Here is a 12,852-nt window from a genome sequence, read left to right as displayed (position 1 = left end):
GCAGTTATTACAGGTTTAAGTTATGCAACAGAATACGCGATCACCCCATAAAACCCAACCTTTTCGCCTCAATACAATGATAATAGCTCTTCTTAGCGCCGCCTTACTGTTAGGAATTTTCATTGGTGTCAGTTTAACTAGTGTTGCTAACTCTAATCCAGAGAATATTGCCAGTAGTGTCTATATTGATAGTGCCGCGCCTGATGCAAATGTTTGTGTCCAGTATGGTGCAAGTGCGATTGTCACAGACACCCGTATTTTTCTGACTCTCAACCCTTTTAAAGTTTACGTGACACAACCGCGTATGCAGCCTGGATGTGTTTTACGTACTAGCGATTGGGCAATTTTACAACAAAGAAATCTCATAACATCTCAACAGACAAGCAATTGTAAAAATAGCTTGAATACATTTGCTTATACTGGGAAGCTGGAAGATTCTCCACAAGTTTCTTGTGTTTATCCAAATGATGCTGCTGGTAATTTATTCGCTTCTCAAGGGCAAAATCTTACAAAATTTCAATAATGAATGGCTTGATAAATTATGTCTACAGTTCATCAAGAAAAAACAGGCTCATCTAGTTATGCAAATGTTTGGATAGAAGGAATAAAAACTGTTGGCTTAAGCTTGATTTTAGCTTTAGGGATTCGTACTTTCGTTGCTGAAGCTCGTTATGTACCTTCAGGGTCAATGGAGCCAACTATCCAACCTAATGACCGTTTAATTATAGATAAGATTAGCTATGATTTCAGCTCCCCTCACAGAGGTGACATAGTAGTTTTTAATCCTACTAAAACCCTGGGAGAAGACAATTATCACGAAGCTTTTATTAAGCGCGTCATTGGATTACCAGGAGAAAAGGTAGAGGTAAAAAATGGACAAGTTGATATTAATGGCTCACCTTTAAAGGAAAAATACATCGAAGCCAAACCGAATTATCGATGGGGGCCAGTGATTGTGCCAGCAAATTCTTATCTAGTTTTAGGTGACAATCGCAATAATAGTTTTGATAGCCATTATTGGGGTTTTGTTCCACGTCAAAACATTATTGGAAAAGCTGTTTTTCGCTTTTTCCCTTTCAGTAGCGCAGGAGAATTAAATACACCTGTTTACACTTCAGCTTCTATAAAAAATTAGCAACCCGCAGATATTATGCTTACAATCATTGTATTAATTGAGTTTCTGTTTGTAATGTGCTTGTTATTAGGCTACGGGTTTATTTTGAGATATATACCTCCAAAAATTAACCCATAACAACTATTTGGATCGCAACAAATACAACCCACTTATTAATTTTCAAGGATTTAATTACCATGACTAGCTTAATGTTCTTTACTGATGAAACTGGCAGTAACAATCAGAAATCTCTAGCTGTTAGGGATAATATGTACACTTATTTACAAGAAATAGGAAAAGTACCTTTATTAACTCACGAGCAAGAAATTATTTTGGCAAAACAAGTAAAACAGATGATGCAGTTATTAAATGCAAAAAAAGAATTAGCTGTGCAATTAAAACGCGAACCGATATTACAAGAATGGGCTGATTATCTGAATATAAGTATGCTCAATTTGCAGCAACAACTAAATCAAGGACAACGAGCCAAGCAAAAAATGATTGCGGCTAATTTGCGATTAGTGGTTTCAATAGCGAAGAAGTATCAACAACGAAATTTAGAATTTTTGGATTTGATTCAAGAGGGAAATTTAGCTTTAGAACGTGGAATTGAAAAATTTGACCCAGAACGGGGTTACAAGTTATCTACTTATGCTTACTGGTGGATACGCCAAGGAATTACACGAGCGATCGCCCAACAAAGTCGCACTATTCGCTTACCAATTCATGTGTTTGAAAGATTGAATAAAATTAAGCGCGTCCAGAGAGAATTATCGCAAAAATTAGGGCGAGTTCCTACAACTGATGAAATCGCCACAGCCTTATCCTTAACACCTAAAGAAGTTAGAGATTGTTTGCAGCTTAGCCGTAAAACTATGTCTCTAGAAACGCGAATTGGTTTACATCAAGATTCAGAATTACAAGACATTCTAGAAGATACGGGACTGTCTCCAGAAAGTTATATTGTTGAAGAATCTCTCCAACAAGACCTGCAAAAATTATTAGCAAAATTGTCTCCCCAACAGCGAGAAGTATTAACTCTCCGTTTTGGTTTAGAAGATGGTCACGAACTTTCTTTATCACAAATTGGTCAGCGCATGGGTGTTAGCCGAGAACGAATCAGACAAATAGAGCAACAAGCCCTAAAAGTCCTCCGGCAAAATAAGGAGGAAATTAGTATTTATCTTGCTAGTTAATACTCAAAGAGGTAGTTATGAATACAGTTTTACTTTGCCTCATCTTAGGATTAGTAGCAGGTATAATTAGTGGAATGATAGGTATCGGTGGCGGTCTTGTCATTCTGCCAGCTTTGATGCTTTTCTTAGGATTTTCTCAACATTTAGCACAAGGAACTACCCTAGCATTATTAGCACTGCCAGTAGATTTATTAGCAGCATGGACATACTATAAGCAGGGTGATGTAGATATTAAAGTAGCCGCAATATTGTGCTTAGGGTTTATTTTTGGCGGATGGTTTGGGGCCAAAATTGGTCTGAGTTTACCAAATGAGATTTTCAACAAAGTTTTTGCATTTTTGTTGCTGATTAGTGCAGCGAGGATTTTATTCCTATCTCATCCTGAATCGTTGTAATCATAAGGGCGCATATTTTTGCGCCCCTAAAAAATTTCGTCAAACAGTGTAGTTTATCCTGAAAAACGAAGGTGGTATTGCTTGAATATTCTAGAATTTACCTTATTAGTTTGGCTGGGTTCTGCAACTGCGGGATTTTTAGGAGCGTTGACAGGTTTAGGTGGTGGAGTGGTGTTAGTCCCTCTATTAACTTTGGTGTTTCATGTTGATATTCGTTATGCCATTGGTGCATCTTTGGTATCTGTAATTGCAACATCTTCAGGTGCGGCTTCAGCTTATGTCAAAGAAGGTTATACAAATCTTCGCTTGGGGATGTTCTTAGAAGTGGCTACTACATTTGGCGCGATCGCTGGTGCGATCGTTGCCGCTTACACTCCTACTAAAATCATAGCTGTGGCGTTCGGCTTGATTTTACTTTACAGCGCCTACCTCTCACATCTATCCCACTCGGAACATCAAGACAACAAACCTCCCGATGCTTTAGCAACTCGTTTGCGCTTAAATAGCACTTACCCAACACCCGAAGGAGAACAGGCTTATAACGTCCATGCTGTAAAAGCGGGTTTTAGTTTGATGTTTGTTGCTGGTATGCTTTCTGGTTTATTGGGAATTGGTTCTGGCGCACTCAAAGTATTAGCAATGGATCGATTTATGCAGATTCCTTTTAAGGTTTCTACCACCACCAGTAATTTTATGATTGGGGTGACAGCAGCCGCTAGTGCAGGAGTTTACTTAAAAAGAGGTTACATCGATCCTGGTTTAGCAATGCCTGTAATGTTGGGCGTAGTATTAGGAGCATTATTAGGAGCAAAGATATTAGTTAGAACCAAAGTAGGAGTTTTAAGAACTATTTTCAGTTTAGTCATTTCGCTCTTAGGCATACAAATGATTTTTAACGGATTCACAGGGAGGATTTAAAATGTTATCTAATAAAAGGAATTTGAGCGAAAGACAATTTGAAAGATTAGTTGGCAATCTTTTAAGATATGGGGTATTCCTCGCTACTTGTGTAGTTTTTTTGGGCGGAGTTTTGTACTTAGTTCGTCATGGTTATGAGACTCCTAATTATCAAATATTTCATGGTGAACCCCCATATTTTAGTAGTCCTGAAGGAGTTGCCACAGCAGCCTTTTCCGGCCGTCGCCTTGGCATCATTCAACTAGGATTACTTTTATTAATAATTACGCCTGTTGCTAGAGTTGCATTTTCCCTATTAGCTTTTATGCGACAGCGAGATAGTTTGTATACTATGATTACCATAATTGTCCTTCTAGGTTTGGCGATCGGTCTTACTGGAAATTAATAAATATAGAAATGTAGATTTGTACACCCCTATCTGCTTTTGCAAAGAAGTGGTATATTGCATTTGACCCGCCTGAGTAAGAGCAATGGATTTGCCTACAGGACAGCGAGTTCGAGGGGTAGTTCTTAGTCCCAAAGGACAGGCAAAACTGCAAAATCGGATGCTTCAGCTAGAAATTGAACGCTATGCTGTTCAGGAATTGGTGCGGCGTTCTCAATTAGTTGAAGGCCAAGGTTTGCATCCAGCTACAATTCGGAAAATTTTACGGTGTCAAGGCGTTGACAAAGATTCGATCGCGCTTGTATTTAAAGCAGTAAATTTACAACTAGAACTTGAAGACTACACGGGTGCAAGGAGAGTTCTGGAGTTAGGAGGAGCAGAGGGAGTTCTTGAAGCAGGGGGAGCAGGGGGAGCAGGGGAGCAGGGGAGCAGGGGAGCAGAGGAAAAAATTACTTCCTCAGCAGCGATTAAAGATTGGGGTGAGGCGGTTGATGTTACTTTGTTTTGTGGGCGATTGGCGGAAATATCGAATTTACAGCAATGGGTGTTGAGCGATCGCTGTCGATTGGTTGCACTTTTAGGTAATGGTGGAATTGGTAAGACAACTTTGGTAACTAAACTGGCAGAGCAAATTCAAGACCAGTTTGAGTTTTTAATATGGCGAAGTCTACGCAATGCGCCTTTGTTACCGGAGTTGCTAGATGATGTACTGAAAGTTTTATCTTCACAGCAGACCATAGAATTACCAAGTACAACGGCAGGTAAAATCTCCAAATTGATAGAATATCTGCGCCAGCATCGCTGTTTGTTGGTGTTGGATAATTGGGAAACTTTGATGCAGGATGGCAGCTATGCGGGCAGTTTTCAGCCAGAGTACGAAGGATATGGCGAACTACTGCGGCGTGTAGGCGAAGTTGCACACCAAAGTTGTTTGCTAATTACCAGCCGGGAAAAGCCAGATGAAATTGCTGCTTTGGCTGGAGAAACTTTACCTGTGCGATCGCTACAATTAACGGGGCTAAATGCAGAAGCTCAGGAAATTCTCACAATTAAGGGTTTATCTGTATCCCAGCAGGAAAGCCAGCAATTAATTGATTTATACAGTGGTAATCCCCTGGCTTTGAAGATTGTCGCCACCGCAATTAAGGATTTATTTACCGGCGATGTTGCAGCATTTCTCGCAACAGGTATCTCAAGTTTCAATAGCATCCGCGCATTGCTCAATCAGCAGTTTGAACGCCTGACTGAAACTGAAAAAAGCGTGATGTATTGGTTAGCAATTAACCGCGAAGGTGTTTCGCTGTATGAATTGGCAGATGATATTTACCCCCAGTTACTCAAACACCAACTCCTAGAAGCGGTGGAATCGATACTCCGGCGTTCTTTGATGGAACAGAGCATTATCGGGTTTACGCAACAACCCGTAATTATGGAGTATGTAACAGAGCAGTTTATAGAACAGATGTCTGCGGAAATTGTTGCAGAGGCGCACAAATCTGCATATCTACCCATAACCCATGCGCTTCTGAAAGCAACGGCGAAAGATTATATTCAAGATTCACAAATACGTTTAATTGTCAAGCCTGTTATTGCAGAACTGCTGCGTCAATTGGGTAGCAAAAAAGCGATCGCCCAACAATTAATGCAAATTTTGGCTAGACAACGCGAGCAAGCATCCTTAGAATCGGGTTATTTAGCGGGAAATATTCTTAATCTGCTCCATCATTTAGAAATTGACTTCAGGGATTATGACTTTTCTCATGCGCTGATTTGGCAAGCCGACCTCAGAGGAATCAATTTACACCGCGTTAACTTTACCAATGCTCATTTCTCTAAATGCGTTTTTAGACAAATTTTTGGCAGCGTTTTATCAGCGGCCTTTAGTCCAGACGGAGAATTTTTGGCAACGGGAGATGATAATGGCGAGGTGCATCTGTGGCGTGTTGCAGATGGTCAGTTGCATTTGAGTTTGAAGGGTAACGCCCTTGCAGTACAATCTCTGTGTTTCAGCCTTGACGGTCAAACTTTGATTAGTCATAGTGCAGACCAAAGCATTCAGTTTTGGGATCTAAATACCGGGCAAACTGTCAGAAATATACAACGATATACTAGCCAAGTGTTGGCGATCGCTTGTAATTCCACAGGTAGCATTCTTATCAGTCGAGGCAGAAATCAAACTCTCAGTCTGTGGGATCTCAACACAGGAAAATCTCTAATCGCGCTACAAGACCAAAGCAATCAGATTCAGGTGGCTGCATTGAGTCTAGACGGCGAACTCTTGGCCACAGCAGGCGGCGATGAACCCATCAGATTGTGGAATACACAGACAGGTAAATGTCTTCATAGTTTCTACGGTCATCGTGCAGATATCCAGTGTCTTACTTGGAGCGACAAGAAAATTTTAGCCAGTGGTAGCGACGACAATACAGTTAAACTTTGGGATGTAGAAACGGGGCAGTGTATTAGCACTTTAGCAGGGCATAGCAATTCGATTTTATCAGTCAGTTTTAGTTCCGATGGATTAATTATTGCTAGTGGCAGTGCCGACCAAACCATCAGCCTGTGGGATCTTGCCACTGGAAAACGTCTGCGTGTCTTGTCAGGTCATGAAAATTGGGTACGGACTGTAGTATTTAATGCTGATAGTGCAATCCTAGCTAGTGGTGGAGATGACCAAGTAATTAGACTATGGGATACTACTACAGGACAATGTATCAGAACGCTACAGGGATATACTAACCAAATATCAGCGATCGGTTTTGATAACACTGGTCAAATCCTTGCTAGCGGTAGCCAAGACCGATTAATTCGACTGTGGGATACTAAGACAGGGCAGTGTATCAAAGTATTGGCAGGGCATACAAATCATATTCTGGCGATCGCACTACATCCCATGCCCCCCTTAACAACGCCGATCTTAGCTAGTAGTAGCACCGACCGAAGTATCAAATTATGGAACATAGAAAACGGAGAATGCCTCAAAACCTTGACCGAACACCAGGAAACAGTTTATTCAGTAACTTTTAGTCCTAACGGACAAATACTTGCCAGTGGTAGCGCAGATCGGACTGCAAGAATTTGGGATGCACAAACAGGAGAATGCCTTGATATTTTCTCAGAACATACCAATGCAGTCTTGTCCGTGGCTTTCAGTCCTGATGGGGAAATTCTCGCCACAGCCAGCGCCGACCAAACGATCGGAATTTGGAACTTGAGGACTGGTGAATGTCTGCAAATTTTACATGGACATACCAACGCAGTATTATCTGTAACTTTTAGTCCAGATGGGCGCACCCTTGCCAGTGGTAGCGGCGATCGCACCCTCAAACTTTGGGATGTAGAGACAGGTAAAAATTTGAGAACCCTGCAAGAACATACCAATCAAGTCTTAACCATCAGCTTCAGCCACGATGGGCGCACCCTTGCTAGTGGTAGCGCCGACTGCACCCTGAAACTTTGGGCTATGAGTAGCGTTCAATGCCTGAAGACATGGCGCGGACATAACGCTCAAGTATTATCTGTAGTTTTTAGCCCCGATGGGGAAACTTTGGCTAGTAGCAGTGCAGACGAAACTATCCGATTATGGAGTATTCATACTGGCGAGAATCTGCGAATATTCAGAGCCAATAGACCCTACGAAGGGATGAATATTACCGGGGCAACTGGCTTAACAGAGGCGCAACGCACAACACTCAAAGCACTGGGAGCAGATAGCAAATGAATCAAAATCCTGGGCAAAGTTGGCTTTCCAGCTTAGTGAAGAATGTTCCACTCGGTCGCGTTCTCGTCGTACCATTTTTACTACAAATCTCCTTAGCAGTGGGATTAACAGGATACTTGTCTTTCCGTAACGGGCAGACCGCAGTCAATGAAGTAGCCAGCGAGTTACGTCGGCAGATTGCCAACCAAGTTAGACAAGACTTACAGACATTTTTATCTACTCCCCATCAGATACTAAATGGCAACAAAAATGCCTTGCAATTTGGACTGTTAAATATGCAGGATATCTCTGCTTGGGAACCATATTTAATGCACCAATTGGAAATCTTTCCGACTGCTGTTGACATTGCTATTAGTAACCAACAACGAGAATACCTATCGGTAGAAAAACTGAATAATGATGAATTTTTGGTGAAAAAGTCAGGTAGATTAAGCAATTACAACCTTTATAGTTACAAAATTGATAATAAAGATAAACGCACTCAACTATCAGAAATAGTCAAAAATTTCGACCCGCGATCGCGTCCTTTTTATCAAACAGCAGTTAAGCAACGGCAATTCAGTTTTAGTCAAATCTACGCACCACTAACAGAAAAAGCTCTACGTATTAGCGCCTCTATACCTATTTACAATTCCCAAGGTCAGCTGTTGGGAGTTAATACTACACTGTCGCATTTATCAGATATTGGCAAACATTTAAGCAATCTCAAAGTAGGTAAAACAGGACAAATTTTTATTATCGAGCGCTCTGGATTACTGGTAGCATCTTCCACAGGCGAACAACCATTTGCGATCAAAAATGGTAGAACTGTAAGATTAACCGCATCCGAAAGTATTAATTCCTTAACTCAAGCCACATCGAAATATTTAGCCAAAAAATTCAATAATTTAAATCAAATCAGTAGTTTACAAGAATTAGAATTTTCTGTCGCTGGTAAACGGCAATTTTTAGAAATCCAGCCATTTAATGATGAAACAAATATCGATTGGTTGATTGCAGTAGTCATCCCAGAATCTGACTTCATGGAGCAAATCAACCGCCACACGCAAATCACTATTTTCCTCTGCTTGGCAGCCTTCCTATTAGCTACGATATTAGGGATTCTCACAACTCGCTGGATTGCTCAACCCGTTCTGCGCCTCAGTAGAGCCGCCAAAGCCTTGGCAGAAACCGCTGCGGATGGTAGTTTTAGGAACGATGCAGAATCAGTAGTCGTTGTAGAAGGCATTGCCGAACTGGAAGTTTTGGGTCAGTCTTTTAATCAGATGTCCCAACAGTTACGAGCCTCCTTTGAAGAATTAGAACTGCGCGTAGAACAGCGAACCCAAGAATTACAGCAAGAAATTCGCGAACGTACCCAAAACGAGCAGCAACTACGCCAGCACAGTCAAGCATTAGCCCAACTCGCCAAACATCGAGCAATTTCCACAGGAGATTTAGAGACAGCATTTCATTTTATTACAGAGAAAGCTGCCCAAGCCTTAGAAGTAGAACGAGTCAGCATTTGGCTTTATAGTAGCGATCGCAGCAAACTCCAATGTGTAGACCTCTACGAACGCAGCCACAATAGACATTCCGCAGGATTAGAACGCAGCCGAGCTGAATATCCTGTATATTTTGCAGCAGTAGCCAGCGCCCGGACAATTACTGTTAGCGACACTCGTAACGACTCACGAGTACAAGAATTTTGGCACGAACAATTAGCACCAAATAACATTGTTTCTTTAATGGATGCACCAATCTGGGTTGGTGGTGAAGTAGTGGGAATGGTATTTCACGAACAGGTTGGTATCACCTGCCAGTGGAAACTAAGCGAACAAAATTTTGCTGGTTCCATTACCGACTTTGTGGCGTTGACACTGGAAGTATGCGAACGCCAACGCGCAGAAGTGGCTTTACGCCAAGCCAAAGAAGCCGCGGAAGTTGCCAACCTCGCTAAAAGCACTTTCCTAGCGAATATGAGTCACGAATTGCGGACTCCCCTCAACTCGATTTTAGGAATTACCGAAGCCCTGCAAGATGAAGTGTGCGGCCCGGTAACGGAAGAACAACACAAGTCTTTAACTACCCTAGAAAATAGTGGTAAGCACCTACTAGCATTAATTAACGATATTCTCGACCTTGCCAAAATTGAATCAGGCAAGATGGAACTAGAACTGTCTCCTACCTCTGTCAAAGGATTGTGCGAATCTAGTCTCACTTTTGTAAAACAGCAAGCATTCAAGAAAAATATCCGCCTCAACTCCCAAATAGCCGACAATATAGGAAAAATTCAAGTAGATGAGCGACGAATACGACAATTATTGATTAATTTGTTGAGTAATGCTGTGAAATTTACACCCGACGGTGGCGAAGTGAGATTAGAAGTGGCAACCCAAATAGATCCAATTACCAATAAAGTTAATACAATTCAATTTAGTGTAATAGATACTGGTATTGGAATTACACAAGAAAACTTGTCAAATTTATTTCAACCCTTTGTCCAAGTAGAAAATTCCTATACTCGTCGTTATGCTGGCACTGGTTTAGGGCTGTCTTTAGTTAAACGAATTGCCGAGCTACATGGCGGTAGTATAGCTGTTGAAAGTGAAGTAAATAAAGGTAGCCGATTTACAGTTTCGCTACCGTGGAAGGAACCTGAAAAACAAACTAGCGAAGTTGTAGAAGAAACTGAGATTCAGAGTAGAGAAATTGTAGAGAGTAGAAATATCTCTTCTAGACCATTGATTCTCCTAGCAGAAGATAACGAAGCTAATGTATTAACTATTACCCAATATTTAGAAGCTTATGGCTATGAGATTGTGTTGGCAAACAATGGACAAGAAGCAATAGAAATTGCCAAAACCCAGCACCCAAAGTTAATTCTTATGGATGTGCAAATGCCAGAAATGGATGGTTTAGAAGCAACCCGCCAAATTCGCGCAGACCTAGATATTGCCCATATACCAATTATTGCTCTAACTTCCTTTGCCATGCGATCGGATAAAGAACAAATCATGGCTGTGGGTGTAGATAGTTATATGGCCAAGCCTGTAAGTTTAAAAGAGTTAGTTGCAGAAATTGAAAAATATGTTCTGAAGTAAGGGAACAGGGAATAGGAAATACTGCTGAATGCCTATTATATCAAGTTCGGATGATTAGTTATAATTAGAGTCCTCGCGTTACCCCTCCCCAACCCTCCCCTTGCCAAGGGGAGGGTGCCGTAAGGCGGGTGGGGTGTTTCTGGATTTATAAGTAATTAAGCAGACTTGATATTATACCAATTCTCTAAAATCAAGCAACAGATTCAAAACCCAAAACCTAGATTCTGCTAAAGTTTATTAATGCGTGAATTTTGAATTTTTATTAGCTGTGTGTCCCTACTTATATCAATAATTGATATCTCTCTTGAGCTAGATTGTAGAGGGGTCGCCAAACCAAACGATTAGTTAACACAACTAATAAAGACATTACCACAGTTGAAGCTAATAACAGAGAGAAATTGCCTGTAGCTGTGGCATTAGAAATTGTTGCACCCAACCCAGAAGTGCTAATTACTCGCCCTTGAAATGTGACGTATTCGCTGACAATACTGGCATTCCAAGCACCACCAACGGCGGTAATAATTCCGGTAATTAAGTAAGGAAAGATGGCGGGTAAAATTAAGGTTTGCCAACGTTGTAAAAGGGAAAGTTTATATACCCAAGCAGCTTCAATGAGGTCTGAAGGAATCGATTGCGCCCCAGCAATAACATTGAATAAGATATACCACATTGTTCCTAACATCATTAGAGCGATCGCACCAATTTGCAAGCCGCCAGCAATACGAGTTAAACCCAATAGCAGCACCGGAAATAAAGCTGTAGCCGGCACAGAAGCAGCGATTTGTACCAATGGTTGCAATATTTGAGCCAACCGCCGATTGCGGCCAATAGCCACTCCCACAGGTACAGTCCACAACAGGGATAATATTAAAGCAATAACTACCCGTAACGCCGTCAAAGCAGCACCTTTGATTACCTGTAGCCAATCATCCCAACCCAAAGTCCGTAAAAGTAGCACAGCTTCCCAAGTACCCCACAGGACAATTAAGGTGAAGCCACTAACAAATACCCAATTGAACAAATTCCCTAAATTCAGACTACCTTTGGCGTTGACAGGTACAGAACGCACGGGGAATGAGCGAATTAAACCGTTGTCTATCGCTGATTGTAATGGCTGAATAACCTTTTCGCTAATTGCGCGTAAAGTAGGCGATCGCCTAATAATATTTAATACTGAAGATTGAGGTACATTTTCTGTCTCTACCATCTCCAACTTAAATTTTTCTGCCCAAGCAATCAAAGGTCGCCACACAAAAAAATCAGTTACGACAATCACGCCAATTAGCACCGCCAAGCCCCAAAATATAGCGATAAAATCTCCCTTGTTGGCTGCTGTACCTAAAAAAGAGCCTAACCCTGGTAAGCGAAAATCTTGATTTCCTAAAGTAAATGACTCGATCGCAATTAGAAAAAACCAGCCTCCAGCTACCGACATTACACTATTCCAAACTAAACCAATCGCACCAGATGGTAACTCTAATGTCCAAAAACGTTGCCAAAGATTGAGCCGATAAACTTGCGCTGCTTCTAATAATTCTCGCGGAATACTTTGGAGAGATTGGTAAAAACTAAAAGTCATGTTCCAAGTCATTCCAGTAAAAATTAGTAAAATAGCTGCTAGTTCTACACCAATTCTTTCACCCGGAAACAAAGCAATCAGAGCCAATACTACACCTGGTAAAAAAGATAGTACTGGAATCGATTGCAAAATATCTAACATCGGAATTAAAATCCGTTCTGCAATTCGGGAGTGATAAGCAGTATAGGCATAGAGTAATGTAAAAATTAGCGATAAAAAGTAAGCCAGCCCCATGCGAATCAAGGTTTGGGCTGTATATCCTGGTAAAGCATTGATATTTGTAGAAATTGTCAGTTCAGGTTGAAAATTTCCAGTAAATTGCGAACCAGTTCTGATAATTAGCACAATCAAAGAAACGATTGATAAAATTAACAATCCATCTTGCCAAGTCCAATTGTTCCTTTCGAGAGTTTTGTTAGCAGGAGTGAGGGGTCGAGTCATAAAATTGGTGAGTGGGGAGA

The 12,852-nt window shown here is 41.2% G+C and carries 9 protein-coding genes; 8 read left to right on the top strand and 1 reads right to left on the bottom strand.

All coding sequences use genetic code 11. The annotated features are described in order from the left end of the window. Window positions 1-22 precede the first annotated feature (22 nt). The 8 genes from H6H03_RS28135 to H6H03_RS28100 all read left to right on the top strand — a co-directional run bounded on the left by H6H03_RS28135 (window position 23) and on the right by H6H03_RS28100 (window position 10,812). Complete coding sequence (locus tag H6H03_RS28135; protein WP_190958355.1) at window positions 23-523, top strand: DUF3172 domain-containing protein; 501 nt, start codon at window positions 23-25, stop codon at window positions 521-523. A gap of 18 nt (window positions 524-541) precedes the next feature. Continuing rightward, entirely contained in the window at window positions 542-1,135 is a 594-nt protein-coding gene (gene lepB / locus H6H03_RS28130; RefSeq protein WP_190958354.1) for a signal peptidase I, read from the top strand. A gap of 176 nt (window positions 1,136-1,311) precedes the next feature. After that, window positions 1,312-2,310, top strand: coding sequence for an RpoD/SigA family RNA polymerase sigma factor (locus H6H03_RS28125; RefSeq protein WP_190958353.1), 999 nt, complete (start codon window positions 1,312-1,314; stop codon window positions 2,308-2,310). Between the two features lie 17 nt (window positions 2,311-2,327). Beyond that, on the top strand, window positions 2,328-2,705 hold the full coding sequence (locus H6H03_RS28120) for a sulfite exporter TauE/SafE family protein (protein WP_190958352.1): 378 nt from the start codon (window positions 2,328-2,330) through the stop codon (window positions 2,703-2,705). 81 nt (window positions 2,706-2,786) lie between these two features. Then, window positions 2,787-3,623, top strand: coding sequence for a sulfite exporter TauE/SafE family protein (locus H6H03_RS28115; RefSeq protein WP_190958351.1), 837 nt, complete (start codon window positions 2,787-2,789; stop codon window positions 3,621-3,623). Window position 3,624: 1 nt separating this feature from the next. Next, window positions 3,625-4,008 carry a DUF1634 domain-containing protein gene (locus tag H6H03_RS28110; RefSeq protein WP_190958350.1) on the top strand — a complete coding sequence of 128 codons (384 nt, stop codon included), beginning with the start codon at window positions 3,625-3,627 and terminating at the stop codon, window positions 4,006-4,008. Window positions 4,009-4,093: 85 nt separating this feature from the next. Next, a complete protein-coding gene (locus H6H03_RS28105; protein WP_190958349.1) occupies window positions 4,094-7,729 on the top strand; it encodes a WD40 domain-containing protein in 3,636 nt (1,211 codons plus the stop codon). Then, a complete protein-coding gene (locus H6H03_RS28100; protein WP_190958348.1) occupies window positions 7,726-10,812 on the top strand; it encodes an ATP-binding protein in 3,087 nt (1,028 codons plus the stop codon). Before H6H03_RS28105 ends, H6H03_RS28100 begins: the two co-directional genes overlap by 4 nt. Before the next feature lie 280 nt (window positions 10,813-11,092). On the opposite strand, the gene H6H03_RS28095 is transcribed toward H6H03_RS28100, so the two are convergent. Further along, window positions 11,093-12,832: an ABC transporter permease gene (locus H6H03_RS28095; RefSeq protein WP_190958347.1), complete on the bottom strand. Its 1,740-nt coding sequence runs from the start codon at window positions 12,830-12,832 to the stop codon at window positions 11,093-11,095. Window positions 12,833-12,852: the final 20 nt, after the last annotated feature.

The organism is Nostoc paludosum FACHB-159 (assembly GCF_014698835.1).
In the GTDB taxonomy this organism is placed as follows: domain Bacteria; phylum Cyanobacteriota; class Cyanobacteriia; order Cyanobacteriales; family Nostocaceae; genus Nostoc; species Nostoc paludosum.
This window is presented reverse-complemented; position numbering and strand designations above follow the sequence as displayed.

Coding starts and splice junctions, on each gene's coding strand:
- lepB (WP_190958354.1), top strand. CDS start 542: ATGTCTACAGTTCATCAAGAAAAAACAGGCTCATCTAGTTATGCAAAT.
- H6H03_RS28100 (WP_190958348.1), top strand. CDS start 7,726: ATGAATCAAAATCCTGGGCAAAGTTGGCTTTCCAGCTTAGTGAAGAAT.
- H6H03_RS28120 (WP_190958352.1), top strand. CDS start 2,328: ATGAATACAGTTTTACTTTGCCTCATCTTAGGATTAGTAGCAGGTATA.
- H6H03_RS28110 (WP_190958350.1), top strand. CDS start 3,625: ATGTTATCTAATAAAAGGAATTTGAGCGAAAGACAATTTGAAAGATTA.
- H6H03_RS28135 (WP_190958355.1), top strand. CDS start 23: ATGCAACAGAATACGCGATCACCCCATAAAACCCAACCTTTTCGCCTC.
- H6H03_RS28105 (WP_190958349.1), top strand. CDS start 4,094: ATGGATTTGCCTACAGGACAGCGAGTTCGAGGGGTAGTTCTTAGTCCC.
- H6H03_RS28095 (WP_190958347.1), bottom strand. CDS start 12,832: ATGACTCGACCCCTCACTCCTGCTAACAAAACTCTCGAAAGGAACAAT.
- H6H03_RS28125 (WP_190958353.1), top strand. CDS start 1,312: ATGACTAGCTTAATGTTCTTTACTGATGAAACTGGCAGTAACAATCAG.